Genomic DNA, 26356 nt, shown 5'->3' with positions numbered 1-26356 from the left:
CAATATTAACTGTTGCTCTCTAGCAAATGTGCTCAACTGACGCGTTTTTCTACGCCACTATGACCCGTTCGAATTTTTAACAGGACATCCTTTATGAAACTCTCGGCTCTTCTTTGCTCTACAAGCCTTCTTCTCGCCGCCAATGCCTCAGCTGCCATTTTCGAAAGCGGTGATTGGGCTGCGGCCAAGGTAGGCCACGCCTGCCATGTCTTTACCCAACGTGCTGCGCGCGATACATCCGGTGCCTTGGTTTTCACATTCCACAATCAAGGATACAGTTCCGGTTTTGGCTATGACTACCACCCCTGGCCGGGCGAAACCGCTGCCCCCTGGGACGAGGACGATTTTGCGGTACTGGCCTTTGATGGCCAAGAGAGCTGGCTGGGAGACGAGATGTTCACCCACGAGGGGACTGGCGGTTATGGTGCCTATATAACCGATGGCATGGTGCCAGACATGATCACGTCGATCCTGAATTCAAAAACCTCTATCGAGGTGATGTTCGACCGCGCAGCCAAGGGAGAGGTCTGGCTCTACGGCAAATTCTCTCCGACCGGATTTGCCGAAAGCCTTCAAAAAGCTGGCGAATGGTGTGCCTTTAATCCACGCAACCTGCCTTCTTCGTAAACAAACCACAGCAAATGAAAACGGCCTCAGGAACACCTGAGGCCGCATTTCACTCAAAGGACCCAAGTATCAATCAGCCGCAGCGACCGCCCGCTTGGTCATCACACCAACCAGATGCGCGCGATACTCTTTGGTGCCGTGCAAGTCCCCGATCATACCAGACGGGTCCAGCGTAAGCCCGGCAATCGCATCCGCCGAAAAGTCTGCATCCAGTGCCGCCTCGGCCTCGCTCCAGCGGAACACGCCCTCTTCAGACGCGCCTGTCACCGCCACCCGCACACCATCAGCATGTTTCGCAACAAACACCCCAACCAATGCAAAGCGCGAGGCTGGTTGCACAAATTTCTGATAATTTGCGGCCTGAGGAACTAAAAACTTAACTCCCGTGATGATTTCACCATCTTCCAGTGCCGTATCAAACATGCCCTGAAAATAGTCATCAGCAGCAATTTCACGCGCATTGGTAACAACCGTCGCAGCCGAGGCCAGTGCCGCGGCAGGATAATCCGCTGACGGATCATTATTCGCGAGTGACCCGCCAATTGTTCCCCGATTGCGCACGGCCGGATCACCAATATGACCAGCCATCTCTGCCAGTGCCGGATAATCGGTAGCCTGCGCAGCGACATCGGCATGGCTGACAGCGCCGCCAATGGTCAATGAGGCACCCTCTCGTTGCACCCCCTGCATCTCTGTAATGCCACTCAGACTCACCAACTTTGATGGGCTGGCCAGACGTTGTTTCATGGTTGGGATCAGTGTTTGACCTCCTCCCAGCGCCTGCGCTTCATCACCTGCCAGCGCCGCAACCGCGTCAGCAACCGTCGAAGGCTTCTCAAACTCGAAATTATACATTTCGCTTCCTTCCTCAGATAACCTGGGTCTCTACCTACCCCAGCTTCATCTGGCTAAATATATCCCGGGGGTCCGGGGGCTGGCCCCCGGCGCTCTCGGTTGTTTCAGTTCAGCTGTTCAAGGCGGCCCATATCCGCCCTGGGCTCAGCGGCATGTCGATATGAGTCACGTCCGTTTTACCAGCAGATTGCAACGCATCCACCACCGCATTGACCACCGAAGGCGGTGATCCAATGGCCCCCGCCTCACCACAGCCTTTAACCCCTAGTGGGTTATGGGTGCAGGGCGTTTGACAGGAATGATCTACCGAATAGAACGGCACGTCATCGGCCCGCGGCATCGCGTAATCCATAAAGGATGCGCTCAACAACTGACCATCCTCATCATAGACACAGCCCTCCAGCAGCGCCTGGCCAATGCCCTGACCAATGCCGCCATGAACCTGCCCATCAACAATCATCGGGTTGACGATATTGCCAAAGTCATCCGCAGCCGAGAAACGCTCGATGCTGACCTTGCCAGTATCAGGGTCCACCTCCACCTCGCAGGCGTACGCCCCCGACGGATAGGTAAAGTTAGCCGGATCATAGAACGCGGTCTCCTCCAAGCCCGGTTCAATGTCTTCCAGAGGGTAGTTATGCGGCACATAGGCTGCCAGCGTGACATCACCCCAGGCAACAGACTTATCGGTACCCGCAACCGAGAACTCTCCGTCCTTCAGCTCGATATCTGCATCAGCGGCCTCCATCAAATGCGCGGCGATCTTCTTGGCCTTAGCAATGATTTTCTCGGTTGCCCTGACCATTGCAGAGCCGCCAACGGCCAGCGAACGCGAGCCATAGGTGCCCATGCCCATCGGCACTTTGGAGGTATCCCCATGAACAATCTCGATCATGCCCTCGTCGATGCCAATCATATCGGCAATCACCTGAGGAAAGGATGTCTCGTGCCCCTGCCCGTGACTGTGAGATCCAGTCATCACCACTAGACCACCCGTGGCGTTCACCCGCACGGTTGCACTTTCATACAGTCCAGCCCGGGCACCAAGCTGCCCAACAAGGTTGCTGGGCGCAATGCCGCAGGCCTCGATGTAGCAGTTGACCCCAAGTCCCCGCAGTTTTCCGTTGGCGACACTCGCCTTTCGGCGTGCATCGAACCCCGAAAGATCTGCAATCTCAGTCAGCTTGTCCATGGTGGCATGGTAATCACCGGTGTCGTATTCCACCGCTACTGGCGTGGCATAAGGGAATTCGGTGATAAAATTCTGCCGCCGCAACGCAATTGGATCAACGCCCAACTCACGCGCAGCTTTGTCTACCACCCGCTCTAGCTGGAACGTCGCCTCGGGGCGCCCAGCGCCACGATAGGCATCCACTGGAACTGTGTTGGTGAACACCGCTTTGACATTCACGTAAATCAGCGGTGTCTTATAGTTGCCCGCCATTAAAGTGCCATGCAGCCAGGTCGGGACAGAGGGCGCAAATGTCGACAGGTAGGCGCCCATATTTGCATAGGTATCCGTGCGCAGGGCGGTAAAGTTGTTGTCCGCGTCCAATGCCAGTTCGATCTTGGTAACGTGATCACGCCCATGTGCATCCGACATAAAGGCTTCGGAGCGTGACGATGTCCACTTTACCGGCCGGTTACAGGCCTTGGCAGCAAAGGTGCAAAATGCCTCTTCTGCGTAGTGGAATATCTTGGTGCCAAAACCACCGCCAACGTCCGGGGAAACAACTTGCAGCTTATGCTCGGGAATGCCCAGAACAAAGGCCCCCATCAGCAACCGGATCACATGTGGGTTTTGGCTTGTAGTGTACAGCTTGCTGTCATCGGTTGATCGGTTGTATTCGCCAATCGCGACCCGAGGTTCCATCGGGTTGGCCACCAGACGGTTGTTAACCAGCTCCAACGACGTAACATGTGCTGCATCCTGGAACGCCTGATTTACAGCCTCACGGTTTTCTTCGACAAACCCCCAGTCATAGCACAGGTTCGAGGTCAAATCGTCATGAACCTTGACCGAACCTTCAGCCACAGCGGCCTTCATATCAACAACAGCCGGAAGCTCTTCGATATCCAGTTCAATTGCCTCGGCCGCATCCCGAGCCTGTTCCAGGCTCTCAGCTATCACCGCAGCAATTGGCTCACCAACATGGCGGACTTTGCCCTCAGCTAAAACCGGATGCTTGGGTTCCTGCATCGCATTGCCGTGACGGTCGGTAATTTCCCAACCACAAGGAACCCCGCCAACACCTTCAAAATCAGCTGCGGTGAAAATCCGCACAACGCCGGGCATTGCTGCAGCGGCAGTTGTATCTACACTGTTCAGCGTCCCATGCGCGATATCTGAGCGCAGAAAATGCACATAGGCTTGGCCATGTGCGTTGATGTCATCTGTGTAATTGCCGTTTCCTGTCAGAAACCGCACGTCTTCGCGCCGCTTTGGGCTGGCGCCGATGCCACTATCTTTGGGCATGTTTTAATCTCCTCCCTGAGTGGTGCGTGCAAGCACTCACCCTACATCTCACAGCTCTGCTGGATTTGGGCCAAGCCATAATGTGCCAAGCGCCCTGTGTAGGGTGCGTGTTCATCACGCACCTTGTGCCATTGTTCGCTGCGTCGTCACTCAGCTGCCAGAGCGGATACATCCTGCCCACTGGCTGCCATGATCGATTTTACGATATTGTGGTAACCGGTGCAGCGGCACAGATTGCCTTCCAAATATGTGCGGATTTCCTGCTCCGATGGTTTAGGATTGTCTTTCAACAGCGCCGCTGCCGACATCACCATACCCGGAGTGCAAAAGCCGCACTGCAAGCCGTGATGTTCCTGAAATGCCGCCTGTATCGTGTTAAGCGAACCATCTTCAGCGGCCTGACCTTCGATGGTGGCAACCTCAGACCCTTCGGCTTCCAGGGCCAGCATAGTGCAGCTTTTCACTGCCTTACCATCCACATGTACCACACAGGCACCGCATTGACTGGTATCACATCCGACATGCACCCCAGTCAGTCCCAGCTCCTCACGCAGAAACGAGACAAGAAGCGTACGCCCCTCGACATCTGCACTCGCAGCTTTACCGTTCACGGTCATTGAGACCTTCGCCATGAACCCCTCCCTTAGCTATTATTGTTGGCTGAGGACGAGTTAAGCACGGGATGGGTCATCTGCGAAGCGATTTGAGAGCCCCCAAGGTCACCCCAAAGCAGAACAGCACCACGCAATGGTCATAAGATGCTGATAATATTGAAATAACTATTTATCAGACCTAGACTAAAGTAGGAGCAACTCCGCCTGTCCAATTGTCAGGTACCGCTGCGACGCAGCATTGGACGCGTCGGTATTTCCTTGAGCAAGCCACCAACTCCAAGCGCAGCTATGTCACGGCTGGTCACCTCTATTCCGCAAATCACCCGCTCCAAAATCCAATCCGCACCATTCAGTGCAGGTGAGCGCGCACATCCCGGAAGGCCAATCACCGGCCTGTCCCCCAAAGCGCCTAAAAACAACAAATTGCCAGGATCTACCGGCATGCCGAAACGGATCAGCTCGCCGCCTGCTTGGCGCAGCGCCTGCGGCGCAACATCCATTGGGTCCGATGTGGCCGAACCGGTAAGTATCAGAACAAGGTCACCTGTCGCCGCGGATATTGCCTGGTTCAGGTCCGCCTCTTTGTGTGGCACCACCACCCGCGGCGTCAAATCCAACCCCATTCGGTGCAATCGCCCTGCTATAGCAGCCCGGCCCTTATCCGATGGTATGTCAGCACTCACCCGCGTTTCGACCAAAGTTGCGCTGCCATATATTGGTGCACGCACTGACAGCGCACCTCCAGCCCCGGCGCCAGCCTTTTTCAGGGCTGTACTCGGAACCGCGTAGGAAATGATCTTGATCGTCGCTATCATCCCATCAGCATCCACACGGTGCCATTCGGGAACTGTGGCGATTGAAATCATCGGATCAACGTCATTCACCACTTGCAGCCGTTTTGGGTCCAACTGCACAATTCCACTGGTTTCGGCGATAAGATTGACCCGTCCAGCCCCCGCGCCTGATAACCGTATCCGTTGCGCTTGAGGATCAGGAACCAGCATTTTTGCCAATGTCAGCGCAGCGTCATTTTCATGAATATCGCCGGGCTCTAGGCGCGCCACTGTAACCACTTCAAACCCGGCCAAGTCCAAGCGGGCCAAATCAGCAGCAGACAGCGTCGTCCCTTTGGCGATTTTGTGATTCTGCACACGTAACGAATGAGCCAAGATTGCGCCTTCAGCCTGTGCCAAAGGCACCGAACCAAATTTCATTCTGCCTTACCCCGCAAAACCGCCGTCATTTCCGCCAATATCGAAACTGCAATTTCGGCAGGCCCGGCAGCGCCTATATCCAGACCAATCGGGCCGTGAATTCGGCCAATTTGTTGGTCACTGAACCCCGCGGCCAACATCCTCTCGACCCGTTGCGCATGAGTGCGCTTGGAGCCCAGCGCACCAATATAGAAACATTCTGCCGCCAAGGCCGCCTGCAGCGCCGGATCATCCAGCTTAGGATCATGGGTGAGCAAGACCAGTGCAGTGCGGGCATCCAACCCTAGTTTTTCCACTGCCTCGTCCGGCCAGTCGTCCAGTATAGTCTCGCCGGGAAACCTGTCGCCCGCAGCAAAGGCCTCGCGCGGGTCAATCAGCACCGGATCATAGCCCGCAATCCGCGCCATCGGCACCAATGCCTGCGCAATATGAACCGCCCCCACACAGATCAACCGCAGGGGCGGATTATGCACTGCCACAAAGGTTTCATCATCCTCTTCCATCCCCGAGCGATCCATCCGCATCCGGTCTGGATAACCACTGTGAAGCAATCGACGCACACCACTTTCAAGGTTCACCTCATAGACCAGCGCCTGACGCCCAGTCCGCGCTGCAACCATTTGTTCCAGCAAATCCAGCGGCAAGGCCGATCCCACCGGCTCTAACAGCACCTTTATGGTGCCGCCACAGGCCAGACCAACAGCAAAGGCATCCTCATCACTGATCCCATATTCCAGCACCCGGTGCTCTTTGTTCTTTAGGGCATCTTGAGCTTCAAGAACCACCGCGCCCTCGACACAGCCCCCCGAGACGGATCCTTCAAAGTGTCCATCCCCGCGGATCACCAACATTGAACCGGTGCGCCGCGGCGCAGACCCCCAGGTTTGCACAACTGTCGCCAACACTGCCCCTTGCCCAGCACGATACCAGTCAAGCGCGGTTTCCGGCGCGTTCTCAAAGCGGTTTTCTGCTTGTGTCATACTATCCTCCGGTCGCGACTATGCTCACTTCAGCCTCTGGCCACTGCCCCCGCAAAGTCGCATATAGAAGTGGCCAGTCAAATCTTCTAAATTCATATTTAGCAAGGCTTTTCACGACGTTCAGAACCTCCGGTCTATTTGCCTGCCTTCAAGAGCAATTTACATCTCAAAGATTTGCGTCCTTATCCACCTTACAAAAGAGACATCAAACGCGCCTTTTCTCCTTTATCGCCGGGGTCTGAAATCACCTTGGCCAAGTCTTCTAGCGAGGCAATCGAGTGGCCAGCCCGAAAGCTGTCCACATAAGGCAACATAGCCCGAATCCCTTGCGCTTTCGGGGCAAATCCCTCCCAGCGCAGTAGCGGATTAAGCCAAATCAGGCGGCGGGCGGATAATTGCAACCGCTGCATTTCATCCGCCAGAGCATCAGGATCATCACGGTCCAGCCCGTCGGTGATAAGCAGGACCACAGCGCCCTGCCCCATAACCCGGCGCGACCAATCGCGGTTGAATTCATGCAGACATTCGCCAATCCGGGTGCCGCCTTCCCAATCCTGCGCCTCTGCCCCGGCAGCCGCCAGCGCGGCATCTACATCCCGTTGCGCCAAATGGCGGGTGATATTGGTCAAACGGGTGCCAAAGGTAAAGCCATGAACTTTGGCCCAGCCAGCCCCCTTAGCGTTCGACACCGCATGCAGGAAATGCAGAACAATGCGGCTGTACTGGCTCATCGAGCCGGAGATATCACAGATCACCACAAGATTGGGCCACCGTACCCGCCGTTTGGCCCGCGCCATCGTCCGGATCTCCCCGCCGTGGCGGGCTGCCTCTCGTAGGGTACGCCGCCAATCTGGTTTGGGGCCACGCGGTGCCGCCATCAAACGGCGTGATTGGATGGGCTGCACCGGCAGCCTGAGTTGCGACAAAATGCGTTTGGCACGAGCAACCTCATCCGTGCTCATCTGTTCAAAATCCAAGGTGCGCAGGCGTTCCTCGGCTGACATGGTGAGCGTGGCGTCAAATTCGACCTCTGTGCCCTCTTCGTTTGCGATGTTTTCGGGATCTGGTTGCGTACCGTCCAACAAGGCCTCTGCCGCGCGTTTTTCACCCGGTTTGGCGGGCGTTTCTTCCTGTGTCCCACGCACAGAAGGCAGCAACATTGCCATCATATGTTCCAGAAATCGTGGATCGCGCCAGTAAAGGCGGAAGACCTGGCCGAACACCTCCCGATGTTCGGGTTTGGTGACAAAACATGCGTGCAAGGCCCAATAGAAATCATGGCGTGAAGTAAATCCAGTCGCCGCCACCGCCTGCACTGCATCAATCAGCCGCCCCGACCCGATCGGTAACCCTGCCTTGCGCAGCGCACGGGCAAAGTGGGTGATGTTTTGCGCTAGCCTTGGCTCGTCGGGTAGGTTGAGTGGGGGGAGTTCAGGCATCTTCACCCACGGGGGTCAGCCCCCGTACCCCCGGGATATTTTCAGCTAGATGAAGGATCAGACCACCTCCAGGCTGGCTCTAGCCTGATCTAGGATCCGTTTCGCCTCGGTTCCCTGCAGTTTGGTTATATCGTCCTGATATTTGAGAATTGCGCCTAAAGTGTCGGAAATCACCTCTGGCGACAGATCAATCACATCCAGCGCCAGCAGGCAATTGGCCCAGTCAATAGTTTCTGCAACGCCGGGTTTTTTGAACAAGTCCTCGGTGCGCAGGGCCTGCACAAAAGCCACCACCTCACGGCTCAGCTGGGCGCTGGCCTCTGGTGCGCGGGACTGCAGAATTGCAACCTCCCGCGCAAAATCAGGATAATCCACCCAATGGTACAGGCAGCGGCGCTTCAGGGCATCGTGCACTTCGCGCGTGCGGTTCGAGGTCAGGATCACAATAGGCGGTTCAGGGGCTTTTATGGTGCCCAGTTCGGGTATCGTCACCTGAAAGTCAGACAGAGCTTCCAGCAGGAACGCCTCAAACGGCTCATCGGTGCGATCCAATTCATCGATCAGCAACACCGGAGAGCCGGTTTCGTCCGGGCGCATAGCTTGCAACAGCGGGCGCTCGATCAGGAACTCATCCGAGAACAGTTCTGCCTGCAAGTCACCCCGGTTGGCACCGCCTGCGGCTTCGGCGGTGCGGATCGCCACCATCTGGGCAGGAAAATTCCATTCATAGACCGCCGAGGACGCATCGAGACCTTCATAACACTGTAACCGGATCAAGCGGCGGTTCAGTCCAGCCGCCAGCGCCTTGGCAATTTCAGTTTTCCCAACACCGGCCTCACCCTCAAGAAACAGAGGACGCCCCAGCCGCAGCGACAGAAACACCACCGTCGCCAGTGCGCGCCCGCAGACATAGCCCTGTTCAGTCAGCATTGCTTGGACCTGATCTATGGATTGTGCCTGCATCATTGCTGTCTCTCCTGTTCTCAGATGAACAGGCCACGTGTCTGCACTGCGGTCAAGCGCCGCGTGCCGGCACTTTGGTCTTATGCGCAACACTACAGTCTATGATCAGCAGCTGATCAGCACGACAATTGACGCCTCAGCTTTGCAATGCGATGACATTGCAAGTTTTCCAGCCCGGCAAGCCCGCCCAGATGAGTGATCCATGCGATACCTTGCCATTTTGACCCTCCGCAACGAAGCCGCTTTTTTGCTAGAGTGGCTGGCCCATCACCGCGCTGTCGGGTTCACGGATTTTCTTGTGTTTTCCAACAATTGCCAGGACGGCACCGACACCATGTTGGACCGTCTTCAAGACATGGGGCATCTAACCCATGTGCGCAATGACGGGCAGTATGACCAACGCGGCATCCAATTCACCGCCTTCAAAACAGCCAGTAAACATCCTCTGGTCCAGCAAGCGGATTGGATCCTTGCGCTGGACATTGACGAATTTGTCAATATTCACACCGGTGATGGCACCCTGCAATGCCTGCTTGATGCTCTACCCGAAGCCGACGCCATTACCCTGACCTGGCGGTTGTTTGGCAGCAATGATCAGGTTCGCTATTCAGACAGGTCTGTGGCGTCCCAGTTCACGCGCTGCGCACCCGAGGTCATTCACTGGCCCTGGCGCGCCGCCATGTTTAAAACCCTCTACCGAAACAACGGTACCTACAGAAAAGTTGGCATACATCGGCCGCGCAGCCCGGATCAAACCCGCCTAAAAAACTGCCGCTGGTTTGATTGTGAAGGGCGCGAACTTGGGCCGGACTTTAAAACAAAGCGGCTGTTTTCCGATTATGGGCGCCCAAACTTCAAATTGGCACAGTTGAACCACTATGCCCTTGGTGCGATGGAAAGCTATGTGGTGAAGGCCGACCGGGGTCGGGTCAATCGCTCGGACCTGCCATTGGGAATGGACTACTGGGTTGAGCGGAACTTTAACACCGACACTGACACCAGTATTTCGCGCTATCGGCAGCAATCAGCGGTTACTCTGGATGAGTTAAAGAAAGACGCAAAGCTGTCCGAGCTCCACGAACAGGCTGTAAATTGGCGACATAGCCGGTTTCGCACCTTGATGCAGGACGAGTATTTTCGCGCTCTGTTCTCCCGGCTGATAATGGCCCCACCATCACGGCCTGTTTCGCCTGCCGCTGCGCGCATTTTGACAGATTTTGCCATGCAGGGCCGCAAGGCCGACACTAGCAACACGTCGGGTTAGCCGGAAAACTTGCACGAGTTCTTCCCATTTTGGCCGCAATTTGCGCTTAGAGATGAATCTGATTAACCAGCCCGCATCGTGGCTGGGCTGTGAGGATCGCGTTATGCAGGATGGACTGGAAAACCTGGAAGAGAGCCTGGCTGGGTTGCCGCCAGAGCAGTGGCGCCAACGTATGGCTGCGCTGGCTGAACAACATGGTATGTACCAGTCTTTGGGAGATCGGCATTTTGCCACGTTTATCGACCAGGACAATACTCTTCTCGTCACATTCGAAACCATCCAGGGTATCCAGAACCTGTCGGAACAGGCCCAACCCCTTGGGTTTGACTTGGTTCGTAATTTGGGCTGGTCCCACCTATGTCTGGTTTCTGACGGTGACACTTGGTTCCGTGAGGAACGGGTCTACGGTTTCTTTGATCAATTGATCGATGATGGATTCTTTGAAGAGTTCGAAAAAGTGGTATTCTATGGTGCAGGTCCATGTGGATATTCTGCTGCAGCGTTCTCGGTGGCTGCCCCAGGTGCCACTGTTGTCGCGATTCAACCACAAGCCACACTAGACCCGCAGATGTCGGAATGGGACGATCGGTTTGTTGAAATGCGCAACACTTCATTCACTGACCGCTATGGTTATGCGCCTGAAATGCTGGATGCGGCAGACCACGCCTTTGTTCTTTACGACCCACGCGAGCAATTGGACGCCATGCATGCGACCCTGTTTACCCGCTCAAACGTGACCCGTTTGAGACTGCCAGATATGGGCGACACGCTACAAACACGGCTCATAGAGATGGAAGCCCTCTACCCTATTCTGTCTCTTGCCGGGGCTGGAAAACTGACAGCTCAACGGTTCTGGCAACTTTACAGAGCCCGGCGCAAAAACATGGCCTATCTACGCCGGATGGTCGCCAAGCTTGATGAGCAGGATCGCCCATATCTGATGGCCCTGCTGTGCCGCAACGTTGCAGAACGCATGCGAGCACCGCGATTCCGACGCCGCTATCAACAGTTGGAAGAACGGGCAGCAGCAGGTGAGTTTTCGATGCCTCAAGAACACTAACAGTCGCCGGGTTGCACTTTCCCTAGATGGGTTCCTGTGTTAGGGCGGCGCCATGACTCAGAGCCTTACAATTGCCCGCCCCGACGACTGGCACCTGCACCTGCGCGACAGCGCAATGTTGAAGGCTGTCCTGCCTGAAACCGCCCGTCATTTTGACCGAGCCATCATCATGCCCAATCTGGTGCCACCAGTGGTAACCAGCGCACAGGCCGCAGCCTACAGAGATCGCATTTTGTCTGCGCTGCCCGAGGGAATGGCGTTTGAGCCACTTATGACCCTCTATCTGACCGAAGACACAGATCCAGAGGATGTTGCCGCCGCGCATAACAGTGGGTTGATCAAGGCGGTAAAGCTGTACCCAGCGGGGGCCACCACCAATTCCGCGAGCGGCGTTGGTGATTTCAACAAGGTGCGCGCTGTACTGGAAAAAATGGCTGAGATTGGCCTGCCCCTCTGTGTTCATGGCGAAGTTACAGACCAGGACATCGATATTTTTGACCGTGAGGCGGTGTTTATCGACCGGGTGCTCGATCCGATCCGACGTGCCACACCGGGACTGCGCGTGGTTATGGAACATATTACCACCTCAAATGGGGTGGACTATGTAAAATCCCAAGCCGCGGATCTGGGGGCCACCATCACCACTCACCACCTGATCATCAACCGGAACCATCTGTTGGTTGGTGGCATTAAGCCACATTATTACTGCCTACCAGTGGCCAAACGTGAAAGCCATCGCCTTGCTCTGCGTGCAGCAGCCACCTCGGGGGATGCTCGGTTTTTCTTGGGCACAGACTCTGCGCCACACACCGATCCCAACAAAGAAAGCGCCTGTGGCTGCGCTGGTTGCTTTACAGCCACCAACACCATGCCGTTGCTGGCGCACGTGTTTGAGGAAGATGGCGCCCTAAGCACGTTGGAAAACTTTGTCTCGCGCAATGGCCCGGCGTTTTATCACCTTCCAGTCAACGCTGGCAGCATGACACTGACCAAACAGGATGCACCGGCCAGCTTTCCAACAAAAATTGAAACCGAAGACGGGCCAGTGACCGTGTTTGATCCAGGTTTTGATGTGTTCTGGACCGTTGACACCTAACCCCGTTTGCCGCGACGAAAACAGACCCCGGAATTTACGATTCCGGGGCCAGATAGATAGGACACCCCATGATCCCCAGCGCTTACCCTTCACGCGAAGAAATCGCCCGTTTGTCAGCCCGTATGCTGCTGGAAATTGGTGCGGTTGATTTCAACTCCGAAAACCCATTCACACTGGCGTCGGGCCTTCCCTCGCCTTCATATGTGGATTGTCGCAAGCTGATTTCCTTCCCGCGTATCCGCTCAACCCTGATGGATTTCCTGACCATCACCGTCATGCGTAATGCCGGTTTCGAAGCCTTTGACAACATCGCTGGCGGCGAAACAGCGGGCATTCCTTTTGGCGCATTGGTTGCTGAACGGATGGCCTTGCCGATGACCTATGTGCGCAAAAAGCCTAAGGGTTACGGCCGCAACGCCCGCATCGAAGGTGTGATGAAAGAAGGTGAACGCGTCCTGCTGGTCGAGGACATGACCACCGATGGCGGCTCCAAACTCAGCTTCGTTGACGCGATCCGTGAAACCGGTGCCACCTGTGGCCACACCGCGCTAATTTTCTATTATGACATCTTCCCGGAAACCATCAAAAAGCTGGGCGACCACGGGGTTGAACTACATTACCTGTGCACCTGGTGGGATGTTCTGGCCGAAGCCCGCGCCCAAGAGTCCTTCACATCTGAAACTCTGGACGAGGTCGAAAAGTTCCTCAACGACCCTCGCGCTTGGCAGGACGCGCATAAATCCGCCTAAAAAGACTGCGACCGGAGGGAGGCATCTGTGGATAACCCCCTCCGAATCGTAAGCTAAGCACAAAGACAACCAAACATATCGCGGTTGTTGAGTTTTCTCCTACTTCATGTAGACTTTCGTACCAACACTGAATGCCGCCAACACCTGGCGTTTGGTGGGCCTGAGCAGTTGTCCACAACACTGCCCACAGAAACATACATCTGGCCACCCGTTGGCCTTGGGCGCTATGATAGTCGCTCAGACGATGAGAGCAGAAATGAACGAACTGACCCCTTTTGACGGCCCTCAGCCACCTATGCCGATGCCTGACCAAATGCCTGCCATGCCCGAGACCACGCCGGAAACCGTGATGCCACATTCGGTCGAGGCCGAGCAGCAGCTACTTGGGGCGATTCTGACTAACAATGACGTCTATGATCGCATTGCGTCGATTATCAGCGCCGAACATTTCTATGACCCAGTCCACACCCGCATCTACGAAATTGCCGCTGCGCGTATTTCCAAGAACGCGCTGGCCTCGCCGGTGACGCTCAAGGCGTTTATGGAAGAGGACGAAGGGCTCAAGGAACTGGGCGGCCCTGCCTATCTGGCAAAACTGGCCGGTGCCTCGATCTCGGCCTTTGCGGTGCGTGACTATGCCCAGATGATTTATGATCTGGCAATCCGGCGTGAGCTGATCGGATTGGGTCAGGACATTGCAGACAAAGCCCGTCGCGTTGATGTGGCCTCCGAACCCAAAGAACAAATCGTCGAAGCAGAACAATCGCTGTATAAACTGGCCGAGCAAGGCCAGACGGAAAGCGGTTTTAAGTCCTTCCTCAAAGCCGTAACCGAGGCGGTCAACGTCACCAACGAAGCCTACCAGCGCGGCGGTGGCATGGCCGGGATTTCCACCGGTCTGGTTGATCTAGATAAACAATTGGGTGGCTTGCACCCGTCGGATTTGCTGATCCTCGCCGGTCGTCCCTCGATGGGGAAAACCTCGCTGGCCACCAACATCGCCTACAACGTCGCCAAGGCCTATAAACGTGGCATCAAAAACGACGGCACCGAAGGGGCCGTTGACGGCGGCGTCGTTGGGTTCTTCAGCCTGGAAATGAGCGCCGAACAGCTGGCGGGGCGTATCCTGGCCGAAGCGTCAGAGATCTCCTCGCACAAAATCCGTCAGGGTGACATGACTGAGGCCGAGTTCCGCAAGTTTGTTGAGGCCGCCAAAACGCTGGAAAGCTGCCCGCTGTTCATCGACGACACACCAGCCCTGCCGATTTCGCAGTTGGCTGCCCGCGCGCGCCGACTGAAACGAACCCACGGGCTGGACCTGCTGGTCATTGACTACCTGCAGCTTTGCCGAGGTACGTCTGAAAACCGGGTCAACGAAATTGGCGAAATTTCGATGGGGATGAAGGCCATCGCCAAGGAACTGCAGATTCCTGTTGTCGCCCTGTCCCAGTTGTCACGCCAGGTCGAACAGCGTGAGGACAAACGACCACAGCTGTCCGACCTTCGTGAATCCGGCTCAATCGAGCAGGATGCCGACGTGGTGATGTTTGTTTACCGAGAAGAATACTACAAAGAACGTGAGAAACCCGGCGAAGACGACATCCAGAAAATGGAAGAGTGGAAAGCAGCCATGGAGCGGCTGCATGCAAGGGCAGAAGTTGTTGTCGGCAAACAGCGCCACGGTCCCATTGGTATCGTTGAACTGAGCTTCGAAGCGCAATTCACCCGCTTTGGCAACCTTGCCAAGGCCTGGCAAAACGGCCCCCGTGAAGACGAGTACTAGCTCCCGTCGTTAAAACAGTTCCCTGACCCGGTGAAGAAATTGGCTCAGGGGGCTGGCGCAGCTTGACCTTCGCACTCTCCCCTGCACAACTGTGTTTTTTGCTGGGGATTTCAAAATGAGCATTCATATTTTTATGGCCGCATACAAGCGGGTCTGGGAAGCAAAAGATCCTGCCGGATTTGCAGCTCTGTTCACTCCAGACGGCCTGTATCACAATACGCCCTTTCAGGTGCAATCCGGCCCACAAGAGCTCGCTGCCTATTGGGAGCGTATCCTACTTCAGGATGACATATCCCTCTCTTATAAGGTACTGGGCGCTACCGAAAATGGGGGCGTTGCGCATTGGAACGTAACTTATCAGGTCACCAGCGAAGAGTTGTTTCAAATCTGGGCATCGTCAACAGGAACAGGCCTACCTGACCGTCACCCGGGCGACCCGTTACCCAGAATGGAACTGGACGGAACCCTGCTGGCGGAATTCGACGATCAGGGGCTGGCGACGGCAGTCCGCATTTGGTGGCATTCCATGCCGCAACCCACGGCCCAGTAGTCACCAGACGAACTGAAGCAGAGTACCGCGTCAGCGCAACTGAGCACAGCAAACTAATCCCGGCAGCTATTCCCCTCTTGACCCCTGCCCCGCGCATGTCATGAACACCCCATGAGCACAGCAAAACTATCGATCGATCTGGACGCCCTGGCCTCCAACTGGCGCAACCTCGATGCCCTCAGCGCAGGTGAAACTGCGGCCGTGGTCAAGGCCAACGGCTATGGGTTGGACGTTGCACGCGTTGGGCAGGCCCTGGCCCGAGCCGGAGCACGCAATTTCTTTGTAGCAATTGCAGAAGAAGGTGTCGCCCTGCGCCGCGCCCTTGGCCCGGATCTGGGTATTTCAGTATTCTCTGGCCATATGGCCGGTGACACCAAGTTGCTGCAGGATTTCGACCTGACCCCCATGCTCAATTCAGTCGACCAGATGCTGCGTCATTTTGAAAGCCTGCCGGGGCACAAATTTGGCGTCCAACTCGACAGTGGCATGAACAGGCTTGGCATGGAGCCCGCTGAATGGGCCGCTTTGCGAGACATTTCCCTGGGGCAAAATCCGGTACTGATTATGTCCCACCTCGCCTGTGCTGACGAGCCAGACCATGCGATGAATGCGCTGCAGCTCAAGACTTTTCGCGAAATGACCGAGGGCGTGGATATCCCTCGTTCCCTCGCTGCGACCGGCGGTATTCTCTTGGGGCCGGAATATCATTTTGACCTCTGCCGTCCGGGTATTGGTCTGTATGGCGGGCTACCTTTTAGGGATGCAATACCGGTAATCTCTTTGGATCTGCCCGTCATCCAGATCCGTGATGTACTGCCCGGTGAAAGCGTCGGCTACGGCAATGCTTGGATTGCACGGCGTCCGTCTCGTATTGCAACCGTTGCTGCCGGATATGCCGACGGGCTGATCCGCGCGATGGGCGCAGGTATCAGCGCCTATGCGAATGACATGGCTTGCCCAGTTGTTGGCCGCGTATCCATGGACCTGATCACCCTTGATGTCACCGATCTACCTGCCGACCCCGAAAGCCTGAGCCTGATCAACGCCCACCAAACCGTGGACAAGATCGCTGATGCAGCTGGCACCATCGGCTACGAAATCCTTACCTCTCTTGGCCATCGCTATGCCCGGAGCTATTCCGGATGAACCCACTCAGCCTTCTGGCCCACCTCGGCCGCGTCGTCCTGACCGCGCTTGCCGCCCTCGGCCGCCTGTCCTTGTTTGCCGTCAGCACCCTCACCCATATGCTGCGCCCGCCCTTCTACCCGCGCGAGTTTTTCTCCGCCTTGCTGAATGTTGGCTGGCTCTCACTCCCAGTTGTCGGCCTCACCGCCGTCTTCACTGGCGGCGCGCTTGCGCTGCAAATCTACTCCGGCGGTGCCCGTTTTAATGCCGAGGCCGTGGTGCCGCAGATCGTCGCCATCGGTATCGTGCGCGAGCTTGGCCCTGTGCTGGTTGGCCTGATGATCGCCGCCCGCGTCACCTCCTCCATCGCCGCTGAAATCGCCACCATGAAGGTGACCGAGCAGATTGACGCGCTGGTTACCCTGTCGACACATCCGATGAAGTATCTGGTGGCCCCCCGCGTTGCCGCCGCCCTGATCACCGTGCCGCTGCTGGTTGCTGTTGGCGACATCATCGGCATCGCCGGCGGCTATGTGGTCGCCACCCAGAACCTCGGCTTCAACCCCGCTGCCTATATCAAAAATACTGTCGACTTCCTCGAGCTTAAGGATGTGGTCTCTAGCTTGGTCAAAGGCTGCGCCTTTGGCGGCATCGCTGCCACCATGGGCTGTTACTACGGCATGCAATCGGGCCGTGGTGCCCAAGGCGTGGGTGCCGCCACCAAGTCTTCGGTCGAGGCCGCTGCCATCCTGATCCTCGCCGCCAACTTTGTTCTGACTGGGGTGTTTTTCTCGCTATGATCCGCATGCAAAACGTCCACAAGGCCTTTGGCGACAACCGCGTGCTGCGCGGTATGGAGCTTCACATCCCCAAGGGCACCTCGATGGTGATCATCGGCGGCTCCGGCACCGGTAAATCGGTCGCCCTGAAATCTGTCCTTGGCTTGATCGAACCAGATTCGGGCACCATCCTGGTCGATGGCAAGCCTTCAGACAGTGGCGACCGCGATGCCTTCCTGGCCCGTTTTGGTATGTTGTTCCAGGGCGGAGCGCTGTTTGACTCGCTCCCCGTCTGGCAGAACGTCGCCTTCCGCCTGCTACGCGGCACCCTGAAACGCCCGGTGGACGAGGCCCGGGAAATCGCCATCGAAAAACTGCGCCGTGTTGGCCTGAAGGCCGACGTTGCCGACCGCCTGCCCGCCGAGCTGTCAGGTGGTATGCAAAAACGCGTCGGCCTCGCACGCGCCATCGCCGCCGAGCCCGAGATCATCTTTTTCGACGAGCCCACCACCGGGCTAGACCCGATCATGTCCGGCGTCATCAACGACCTGATCCGCGAGATCGTGGTCGAAATGGGCGCCACCGCCATGACCATCACCCACGACATGTCCTCTGTGCGCGCCATCGCCGACAATGTTGCGATGCTGCACGACGGTGTTATCCAATGGACCGGCCCGGTGGCCGACATGGATGCCTCGGGCGATCCCTATCTGGATCAGTTTATTCATGGTAGAGCTGAGGGGCCGATTGAGGCGGTACGGTGAACGTCTTTTGGATTTCGGTCGTTTTTGTGCCAATCTTGTACTTGATTGCATGTACCATCGTTTCGAACCATACCCTGAGATTACCAACCTCTAAGAAATGGCTTGGTCAACATGGCAGTTCTGTCGACCAAAATCTACAAGACCGCCTGTTGAACAGAACGGTCTTGGGTGCCTTTTGTTTCTTAGTCTTCACAATTGGAAGGGCCGCCGTAAACGGTGGGGAATTCGGCCTCGCAGGCCTGCCCCTTTTGTTTTGGATCTCCATTTTCGTCATAACCGGTTTAAGCCAGAGACAACTCTTATCCAAAGCACCTATCTCGTCTGATCGTCAACGACGGTATCACGACCCCAATCTCACCATCCTCGGCCGCAAATACCACTTATGGCGCATGGTCCGCTTCGATACACGAGTTGCGCTGATTACCTTTGCACTGTGGTTTTGGATGTTAGGCCTGCCGTTGCTCGCGCTATCTAGAAATTGATGGGCGCGGTCTCTTGCCACTCCCTGGCCTGTCTAGAAACCTCAGTAATACCGGCGACAACTCACCTTAGGCCCCCGCCTTCCCGGGGCGAAGGTAAGGCGGGGGCCGGGCCGCAAGCGACCCGATCCAAGAGCCTAAATAAACCCAACAAGGACTTTACCCAAAATGATCCTCATCCTCCTGATGTTCCTCTGCCTGCCGCTGGCAATCCTCTTCTCTTTCCTCGCCAGCTTCCCTGTCCTGAAACAAAACCGCCCTCTCGGCAGCCTCCTCCTGATTACCAGCCTGCTCTCTGCCCTCTCCATCCTGTGGGAGCTGCGATTTGACATCGACATAATCTCGCACATGTTCACCTACGACCAGCTCAGCGCCGATTTTCAGGCCTATTTCATGGCGCTCTATTTAGCCACCGCAACGCTCTCTCTCCTCGCCCGCCTGCGCTGGAATCGGGACCACGGCCGTGGCATCCTCCTGATCCTCGCCATCACGTTCTGGGTTCTGTCGCCTGCCCCACATGTCCTGATCAGCCCTGGCGCCTTCATGCACTAACCGGGAAACCCAACAAAACTTTCCCCTCTTCCATTCCGTACCAGAACCCCCAAGTCTTTCAGAATGAAGAATCTAGGAATTTGCCACGCATGCTCATCCGTCTGCTCACCCTCTCGCTACTGATCCTCTACCCTGTCGCTTGGTTCGCCCCTTTGATGCATGCTGGCCTGCTGCCTCTCTTCGGCCTCAGCGAGATCAGCGTCATCACCGGATTACAAAGCCTCTGGCGCAGCGATGTCATTCTTGCCCTTGTCGTCACCACCTTTGCCATCTTCGCCCCCTATCTGAAAACCATCGGTCTGGCTCTGGTCCAATGGAACCTGCTTGATCCCCGCGCCCAACCTGTGCTGCACATCCTCGGAAAACTCGCCATGGCTGATGTTTTTCTGATCGCGCTTTACATCACCCTGGCCAAGGGCATCGGCTACGTCACCATCGAGGTCGCCTGGGGCCTCTACATGTTCACCGCCTGCATCCTTGCCTCCATCACCCTGGGCATGATCACCGAAAAACAACGCAGGTCTGCGCCGGGTCAATGACGGCCGCAGGCCGCCTTGCGCAGCAAGGTCACAGATCATTGAGGCGGCGCAGACCTGCCTCACACTTGCACTGGCGCGTTCAGGGCAACCTGCCCCTGAACCGCTTCCCCAGCCAAACCCTTCACGCCGCGTAGCGGCGCCACGCCCAAGCCTGCAAAGGCGCGGGAGTACCGCGAGAACAGCTTGAACAAACCCTGAACATCAGGCACAAAGCCGACATGGCTAAATCAAAATCTTTCTCCTGTTCCGCCTGCAACGCCAGCTTCTCGAAATGGTCGGGCCGCTGCGAGGGCTGTGGCGAATGGAATTCCATCTCGCAAACCGCGGCACTGTCGACAGGGCCGGGTAAAAAATCACTGGGCAACACCCGTGGCAACACTATCGTTCTCAGCGACCTGGCAACCAAAGACACCCCGCCGCCCCGCACCCTCTGTGGTGTGGGCGAGCTGGACCGGGTTCTTGGTGGCGGGTTGGTCGCGGGATCTGCCATATTAGTTGGCGGTGACCCCGGCATTGGTAAATCCACACTTTTGCTACAGGCTGCGGCCCAGTTTGCCCATTCCGGTGTAAAAACCATCTACGTCAGTGGCGAAGAAGCCACCGCGCAGGTCCGCATGCGCGCCCAGCGACTTGGCCTGGCACAGGCTCCGGTAAAACTGGCCGCAGAAACCAACCTGCGCGACATCCTCACCACGCTGGAAGCTGAAAAGCCGCAGCTGGTGATCATCGATTCCATCCAGACCATGTGGATCGATACAGTCGATTCCGCCCCCGGCTCTGTCAGTCAGGTCCGCTCAGCCGCACATGAGTTGACCAGTTTTGCCAAACGCAACAACGTCTCAATCGTCATGGTTGGCCACGTCACCAAAGACGGCCAGATTGCCGGCCCCCGCGTGGTAGAACATATGGTTGACACGGTGCTGTATTTCGAAGGCGAGCGCGGCCACCAGTTCCGGATCTTACGCGCCGTGAAAAACCGCTTTGGTCCGGCAGATGAGATCGGTGTCTTCGAAATGACAGGTCGAGGCCTTTCCGAAGTCACCAACCCCTCTGCCCTGTTTCTGTCTGAACGCGGCGAACCCAGTCCCGGTTCAGTGGTTTTTGCCGGCATTGAAGGCACTCGCCCCGTGCTGGTTGAAATGCAGGCGCTGGTCGCCCCTTCACCTCACTCGCAACCCCGCCGCACAGTTGTCGGTTGGGATGGCGGACGTCTGGCAATGATTCTTGCAGTGCTCGAAGCCCGCTGCGGGATTCCCTTTGCCGGACTTGACGTTTATTTGAACGTGGCAGGGGGAATGAAAATTTCCGAACCTGCCGCCGACCTGGCTGTTGCTGCGGCCTTGCTCAGTGCGCGAGAAGACACTGCTTTGCCCGCAGATACTGCAATATTTGGTGAAATCTCTCTGTCTGGTGCCCTCAGACCCGCCCCACAGACAGAAAACCGGTTGAAAGAGGCGCAGAAACTTGGTTTTACCGCCGCTATAGCTCCAAGCGGTGGTAAATCCGTCTCGATCAAAGGTATAGGTTTACGCCGGGTAACCGACTTGACGGGATTTGTTGGCGATTTCTTTGGGGCCGGCTAAGGTCGCACAAATTTAAAAAGCGCAGAGTAACGGGCGAGGGACATGGACGGTTTCACCATTATCGACGGGGTCGTGGCCCTAATTATAGTAGTATCGGCATTACTGGCCTATGCACGCGGCTTTGCCCGCGAAGCAATGGCCATCGCTGGCTGGATTGCCGCCGCAGTGTTGGCCTTTGTCTTTGCGCCGCAGGTCGAACCCCTGATGGGGGAAATCCCTGTTGTCGGAGAATTCATCTCAGACAGTTGCGAACTCTCAATCATCGCCGCCTTTGCAGCGGTCTTTGCGCTGGCTCTGATTGTTGTTTCGTTCTTCACCCCCCTGTTCTCTTCAATGGTTCAGCGCTCGGCACTTGGCGGATTGGATCAGGGTGTCGGTTTCTTCTTCGGAGTGCTGCGAGGCATTCTCTTGGTTGCCATCGGCTTCTTTCTCTACAATGTCGTGATGACCGGGCAGAGTTTTGCAATGGTTGACAACAGCCGCTCAGCGGTGGTGTTCGAACGCATGATCACCAAAATTGAAAACCGCGACCCCGAGCAGGCACTGGGTTGGGTCACCCAGCAGTACGAACAGCTGATCGGCAACTGCCAACAGTAAATCACACCCTCGTGGTGACAGGGCGCCCAATGGGCGCCCTTTTTTGTGCGCCCTTCATAATTCAGCCCTTATTTTCTGCCGTATATTCCACCTGCAGTTAACGCAAACTTATTGCATTAACCAATTGTTAACGAACGAGAATCATTCCTCTTGCCCTTTCGACTCGCAAGCTGAGCAAATCGCAAAAAGTTAACAGATTCTCTCTCTGGTTGCTCGAATAGTTAACAATCCGGGGCAAAAAGGGCTCTTTTTCCCCAAAAAAGAAACCAAAACAGCAATCGGCCCCATCTGTGCCTCATTTAGGGCCAATTTCGCTGGCCATGTAGGGTCAGACAGAACGTCAGGCACTATCGACCAGAAGGAACGACAACATGCTACTGGACCACTTCAACTCTTTCGCAGACTTCCAGTCGGTGAACCTGCTGATGGAATTCCCGGTATCCAAGCCTGTTGCACCCGCTGTTCGCCGCCCCCGGCCCCAGGCTGGCGGCTTTCTGCCTGACACTCTGGTTGAAACCGATCGCGGTTTTGTTCAAATGCGGGACGTGAAACCCGGCGATAGCATCTACACTTTTGATGGCGGCTGTCAGGAAGTGAAATCGATCAATCATTCTGTTCCACGCATGACTACCCTTGTACACGTTCCTGCTGGTGCTCTTGGCAATGACGTCGATCTGATGCTGCCTTCCGACCAAATGGTAGCCTTGGAACTGGATGCCGCCGAGCGTCTGTTTGATGTCGCCCTGGTGATGACCAAACTAATCTCGCTGGTTGGCTACAAAGGAATCACACCTGCGATGCCAGAGCGTCTGGCCCGTATCCACCTGAGCTTTGCAGAAGAAGAGCTGATCTGGGCTGAAAGCGGCATGCTGTTGCAGGCCCCCGGCAGCACTCTCGACTCAGCGTTCCGCAAATTGTCATTCGCCGAAACGCGCCAAATTCTGGCCAGTGAAGATGGTCGCGCTCTGGCCCTGACAGGTATGGATCCAGTGTCCGCACCTGAACCAAGCCCTCTGGACAAAGTTCTGGCGCCCCTCGCCGCTTAACTCCCTTATTCTCCCCGACTCACGGCCCGCTTAGTGCGGGCCTTTTCTTTGCCGTCTCCTGTGTTCCAGACCGCAGGATCCCATCCCCCAACCCCCTTCACGCAGCCTCATTCCAGGACCTGCGGCAAATGATACATCCAATACATGTGATCCTTTGATGACAACCGAGGTCTAAGCCTCTATGTCGGGGCCAACGTCCCAAACGGATTCGAAGCCACCCGCCTTGCCGATGCCGAAGATGACACCAGTTCCCTCCGATACGAAAAAGAAATCGCACCACAGTTGCGATGGCTTCGTCTTGTTTGGAGCGATTGATAATACCAATGGTGTCGCGTTTGGCTTTTGGGGAGACCGAGGCTATCGATCACCGAAAGGGTTACGATGATCGTCGCACTGTCACCAGACACGATCAATGACAACACGACTGAGCATGCTCAGCTGACGAAACACGCAATGTGAAAGTGGAGCCACTGAATGTGTGGGATTTTGGGGATAGCAAGCCGGACCGATGAGGTCTTTGCAGAAATTTATGACGGTTTGCTGATGTTGCAGCATCGTGGTCAAGATGCCTCTGGTATCGTGACCTATACCGGCGAAAACTTTCGCGAACAAAAGGCCACTGGTCTGGTCAAGGATGTCTTCGATGCGGACGACGCCAAAGTCCTGACTGGCAAAGTTGGTATTGGTCACGTCCGGTATCCTACAGCTGGCTCGCTAAATGCCTCCGAGGCACAGCCCTTCTTTGTCAACGCGCCCTACGGTATCTATCTTGTCCACAACGGCAACATCACAAATACCACGGAACAGCGTGAAAAGATCATTGCCAAGTATAGCCGTCATCTGCGCACCACTTCGGATTCCGAAATTCTGCTGAATGTCCTGGCAGACAAAATTTCCGATAGCATCAAGGTCAACGGCACCGCGGATCCCAAGCGCAATCTGTTTGCCGGGGTCAAAATGACAATGGAACGCATACAGGGCGCCTATTCGGTTATCACCCTGATCGCTGGCGTCGGTATGCTGGCCTTTCGTGACCCACATGGCATCCGCCCACTCTCGGTTGCTCAGCGAACAAACGAAAATGGCGAGCATGACTATGCCTTCGCTTCTGAAGACGTGGCCTTTGGCATCAATGAATTTGAAAAGCTGCGTGATGTGGCTCCGGGCGAAGCCATCTTGATTGATCTCGACGGCAATATGCACAGTTTTCAGGCAGTTGAGGGGAAGCTGACCCCCTGTATTTTCGAATATGTCTATCTGGCACGCCCCGATTCCATGTTGGATGGGATCTCCGTTTATAAAACCCAGCTGCGGATGGGCCAGACCCTGGCCAAGCAAATTCAAGACGCAAATCTTGAGATCGACAGCATTATCCCGGTTCCGGATTCAGCTCGTCCCGTCGCGCTGGAAGTGGCCAACGCCACCGGCATCCGCTACCGCGAAGGTCTGGTCAAGAACCGCTATATTGGACGTACGTTCATCATGCCCGGCCAGGCCGAACGCCAGAAATCTGTCCGCCGCAAGCTGAATGCTATCCCATTGGAGATGAAGGGGCTCAACATCCTGTTGATCGACGATTCCATCGTGCGGGGCAACACGATCAAAAAGATCGTTCAGATGTGCCGCGATGCCGGAGCCAAAAAAGTCTATGTGGCCAGTGCATCGCCACCCGTGAAGTTCCCCAATGTCTATGGAATAGACATGCCGACGAAACGTGAACTGGTGGCCGACAATCGCTCAATTGAAGAGATCCAACTGGAACTTGGCACTGACGCTCTCATCTATCAAAAACTAGAAGATCTGATTTGGGCCGCGAAAGAGGGCAACAAGGACATCCAACAGTTCGATTGCTCCTGTTTTGACGGCAACTATCTAACCGGCAGTGTGAGCGACAGCTATCTGGAATCACTGGAAAACAGCAATCGCGTTAGCGAAAAAATGGGGGCCGCACCGGTCGCTGGAGAGTCCTGGAACGGCGCCAAACTAGCAACAAACGGGTAGCACGATCATCGCTAGGGCTCCTCAAACACAAGCGACTAACTGCTTACATTGAGGATCTGAGGTCGGCAAAAATTGATATTTGAGCCTCAGCGGAGTATAGGCTCGAATCATCCAGTATTGGAGGCGCTGTCCGTTTGGTCAGCGCCTTTTACTTTGCCCATGTGAAAGGCCCGCCCATTGGACGCGCACCTCGCCCGTATGTTGACGTCATCACGCCAGTGTCGCTGCTGTGGCGCCACCTTTGCACAATTGCTCAGCCTGGCCTGCGATCGTCCGGACATGTGCCCTGAGGACATGCCTCAACAAGATAACACAGCCATCATTGCCGAACGTGGCGATGTGCTAACAGATGACTTCTGTCGTATTGGCGACCTTCATTTCCTGCGCTGCGTACTTGCTGTGCCATTGATTGGCGGCGATGAGGAAGAGTTTGTTCTTGGCACCTGGGCCAGTGTCAGCCGTGAAAACTTTGACTCCTATATGGACCTGTTTGAGCTGCGTGAAACTGAAACGCTTAGCAATTGCCCGGCTTGGCTGTCCAACGCGATCCCTCCGGGCATGGGGGAACCGGTCGCTGGCATGCTGCACATGCGGCCAGAGGGCCAATACCCCGAACTGATGATTTCAGAAACCGGACACCCACTATATCCCCTGCAGAAAAACGGGGCGCAGCTCGAAGAGCTGTTCGATCTCCTTTACTCTTATGGCCATGATATGGCTTCGCTGGTGTATGACGCCTGACGCAGATCTAATCTGAATTTCAAGGGTGGTGCGGCCACCCGTCTCTTATTTGCAAGGGTCTACGCAGGGAATTGCCGACAGGCACCCCATTGCGCTACATCCCGCGCACCGCCTTTTTCCTCCTTATGTTCCCCCCCGTTTGTGGCTGCTAAGCGCTGCAACGACCAGACAAGTATGGCCGCACCTTTGCGGCCAAGAGGATACCGACGATGACAAATGCTAAAGTGGCCGACCTGGCAACCCAAAGTGAAACGCTCGATCAAACGTCACTGACCCTGATGGGATTATTCGGGCCTGCGCAAGACCTCAGCGCCCTGATGCGCCTGCCCAGCGGTCGTGTACGCCGGGTAAAACGTGGCACGCGGTTGTCGTCGGGGCGCGTTGTCGGCATTGATACACATGGCGTCTTGCTAGAGAAAAACGGTAAAACCCGACGTCTTGCGATGCCCGGCAGTTAATGCGCCGCAGCAAGGCCTCTTG

General features: G+C 56.0%; 26 protein-coding genes. 18 read left to right on the top strand and 8 right to left on the bottom strand.

Features of this window, described 5'->3' with window-relative positions:
• The first annotated feature begins 93 nt into the window (after positions 1-93).
• The gene (locus tag GO984_RS08890; protein WP_157022172.1) at positions 94-627 is read left to right on the top strand and encodes a hypothetical protein; all 534 of its coding nucleotides are present in this window, start codon (positions 94-96) and stop codon (positions 625-627) included.
• Positions 628-696: 69 nt separating this feature from the next.
• On the opposite strand, the gene GO984_RS08885 is transcribed toward GO984_RS08890, so the two are convergent.
• From GO984_RS08885 to GO984_RS08855, 7 genes are all read right to left on the bottom strand, one after another.
• A complete protein-coding gene (locus GO984_RS08885) occupies positions 697-1482 on the bottom strand; it encodes an FAD binding domain-containing protein (protein ID WP_157022171.1) in 786 nt (261 codons plus the stop codon).
• Positions 1483-1591: 109 nt separating this feature from the next.
• A complete protein-coding gene (locus GO984_RS08880) occupies positions 1592-3958 on the bottom strand; it encodes a xanthine dehydrogenase family protein molybdopterin-binding subunit (protein WP_157022170.1) in 2367 nt (788 codons plus the stop codon).
• 146 nt (positions 3959-4104) lie between these two features.
• Complete coding sequence (locus GO984_RS08875; protein WP_157022169.1) at positions 4105-4590, bottom strand: (2Fe-2S)-binding protein; 486 nt, start codon at positions 4588-4590, stop codon at positions 4105-4107.
• A gap of 197 nt (positions 4591-4787) precedes the next feature.
• A complete protein-coding gene (locus GO984_RS08870; RefSeq protein WP_157022168.1) occupies positions 4788-5786 on the bottom strand; it encodes a molybdopterin-binding protein in 999 nt (332 codons plus the stop codon).
• Positions 5783-6766: an XdhC family protein gene (locus tag GO984_RS08865; protein ID WP_157022167.1), complete on the bottom strand. Its 984-nt coding sequence runs from the start codon at positions 6764-6766 to the stop codon at positions 5783-5785. The genes GO984_RS08870 and GO984_RS08865 overlap by 4 nt, the downstream gene beginning before the upstream one ends.
• A gap of 191 nt (positions 6767-6957) precedes the next feature.
• A complete protein-coding gene (locus GO984_RS08860) occupies positions 6958-8205 on the bottom strand; it encodes a vWA domain-containing protein (RefSeq protein WP_157022166.1) in 1248 nt (415 codons plus the stop codon).
• A 57-nt stretch (positions 8206-8262) separates the two neighbouring features.
• The gene (locus tag GO984_RS08855; RefSeq protein WP_157022165.1) at positions 8263-9171 is read right to left on the bottom strand and encodes an AAA family ATPase; all 909 of its coding nucleotides are present in this window, start codon (positions 9169-9171) and stop codon (positions 8263-8265) included.
• Positions 9172-9370: 199 nt separating this feature from the next.
• On the opposite strand from GO984_RS08855, the gene GO984_RS08850 reads away from it, so the two are divergent.
• The 11 genes from GO984_RS08850 to GO984_RS08800 all read left to right on the top strand — a co-directional run bounded on the left by GO984_RS08850 (position 9371) and on the right by GO984_RS08800 (position 19908).
• Positions 9371-10432, top strand: a complete 1062-nt coding sequence (locus tag GO984_RS08850) for a glycosyltransferase family 2 protein (RefSeq protein WP_157022164.1) — start codon at positions 9371-9373, stop codon at positions 10430-10432.
• A gap of 103 nt (positions 10433-10535) precedes the next feature.
• Positions 10536-11492: a phosphoadenosine phosphosulfate reductase gene (locus GO984_RS08845; RefSeq protein ID WP_157022229.1), complete on the top strand. Its 957-nt coding sequence runs from the start codon at positions 10536-10538 to the stop codon at positions 11490-11492.
• Positions 11493-11544: 52 nt separating this feature from the next.
• Complete coding sequence (gene pyrC, locus GO984_RS08840) at positions 11545-12588, top strand: dihydroorotase (RefSeq protein ID WP_157022163.1); 1044 nt, start codon at positions 11545-11547, stop codon at positions 12586-12588.
• A gap of 68 nt (positions 12589-12656) precedes the next feature.
• The gene (locus tag GO984_RS08835) at positions 12657-13337 is read left to right on the top strand and encodes an orotate phosphoribosyltransferase (protein ID WP_157022162.1); all 681 of its coding nucleotides are present in this window, start codon (positions 12657-12659) and stop codon (positions 13335-13337) included.
• Positions 13338-13593: 256 nt separating this feature from the next.
• Entirely contained in the window at positions 13594-15120 is a 1527-nt protein-coding gene (locus tag GO984_RS08830; protein ID WP_209279391.1) for a replicative DNA helicase, read from the top strand.
• A 115-nt stretch (positions 15121-15235) separates the two neighbouring features.
• The gene (locus tag GO984_RS08825) at positions 15236-15670 is read left to right on the top strand and encodes a nuclear transport factor 2 family protein (RefSeq protein ID WP_157022161.1); all 435 of its coding nucleotides are present in this window, start codon (positions 15236-15238) and stop codon (positions 15668-15670) included.
• 111 nt (positions 15671-15781) lie between these two features.
• Positions 15782-16816: an alanine racemase gene (alr, locus tag GO984_RS08820; protein ID WP_157022160.1), complete on the top strand. Its 1035-nt coding sequence runs from the start codon at positions 15782-15784 to the stop codon at positions 16814-16816.
• Positions 16813-17595 (top strand): MlaE family ABC transporter permease, encoded by a 783-nt coding sequence (locus GO984_RS08815; RefSeq protein ID WP_157022159.1) that lies wholly within the window; start codon positions 16813-16815, stop codon positions 17593-17595. The genes alr and GO984_RS08815 overlap by 4 nt, the downstream gene beginning before the upstream one ends.
• Positions 17592-18338, top strand: coding sequence for an ABC transporter ATP-binding protein (locus GO984_RS08810; protein ID WP_157022158.1), 747 nt, complete (start codon positions 17592-17594; stop codon positions 18336-18338). The genes GO984_RS08815 and GO984_RS08810 overlap by 4 nt, the downstream gene beginning before the upstream one ends.
• A 647-nt stretch (positions 18339-18985) precedes the next feature.
• On the top strand, positions 18986-19369 hold the full coding sequence (locus GO984_RS08805) for a hypothetical protein (RefSeq protein ID WP_157022157.1): 384 nt from the start codon (positions 18986-18988) through the stop codon (positions 19367-19369).
• Between the two features lie 89 nt (positions 19370-19458).
• Entirely contained in the window at positions 19459-19908 is a 450-nt protein-coding gene (locus GO984_RS08800; RefSeq protein WP_157022156.1) for a paraquat-inducible protein A, read from the top strand.
• A 59-nt stretch (positions 19909-19967) separates the two neighbouring features.
• Here GO984_RS08800 and GO984_RS08795 read toward each other — a convergent pair whose 3' ends face one another.
• Positions 19968-20117 carry a hypothetical protein gene (locus GO984_RS08795; protein WP_157022155.1) on the bottom strand — a complete coding sequence of 50 codons (150 nt, stop codon included), beginning with the start codon at positions 20115-20117 and terminating at the stop codon, positions 19968-19970.
• A 9-nt stretch (positions 20118-20126) separates the two neighbouring features.
• On the opposite strand from GO984_RS08795, the gene radA reads away from it, so the two are divergent.
• From radA to GO984_RS08765, 6 genes are all read left to right on the top strand, one after another.
• Entirely contained in the window at positions 20127-21491 is a 1365-nt protein-coding gene (gene radA, locus GO984_RS08790; protein WP_157022154.1) for a DNA repair protein RadA, read from the top strand.
• A 42-nt stretch (positions 21492-21533) separates the two neighbouring features.
• Entirely contained in the window at positions 21534-22088 is a 555-nt protein-coding gene (locus GO984_RS08785) for a CvpA family protein (RefSeq protein ID WP_157022153.1), read from the top strand.
• A gap of 371 nt (positions 22089-22459) precedes the next feature.
• Entirely contained in the window at positions 22460-23134 is a 675-nt protein-coding gene (locus tag GO984_RS08780; RefSeq protein ID WP_138161726.1) for a Hint domain-containing protein, read from the top strand.
• Between the two features lie 474 nt (positions 23135-23608).
• Positions 23609-25135 carry an amidophosphoribosyltransferase gene (purF, locus tag GO984_RS08775; RefSeq protein WP_157022152.1) on the top strand — a complete coding sequence of 509 codons (1527 nt, stop codon included), beginning with the start codon at positions 23609-23611 and terminating at the stop codon, positions 25133-25135.
• A 198-nt stretch (positions 25136-25333) separates the two neighbouring features.
• Positions 25334-25876 (top strand): DUF2199 domain-containing protein, encoded by a 543-nt coding sequence (locus GO984_RS08770; protein WP_138162134.1) that lies wholly within the window; start codon positions 25334-25336, stop codon positions 25874-25876.
• A gap of 209 nt (positions 25877-26085) precedes the next feature.
• Positions 26086-26334, top strand: coding sequence for a hypothetical protein (locus tag GO984_RS08765; protein ID WP_157022151.1), 249 nt, complete (start codon positions 26086-26088; stop codon positions 26332-26334).
• Positions 26335-26356 lie beyond the last annotated feature (22 nt).

This window comes from Parasedimentitalea huanghaiensis (assembly GCF_009753675.1).
In the GTDB taxonomy this organism is placed as follows: Bacteria; Pseudomonadota; Alphaproteobacteria; order Rhodobacterales; family Rhodobacteraceae; genus Parasedimentitalea; species Parasedimentitalea huanghaiensis.
The sequence above is the reverse complement of the archived record's forward strand: the minus strand, read 5'-3'. Positions and strand labels throughout refer to the sequence as shown.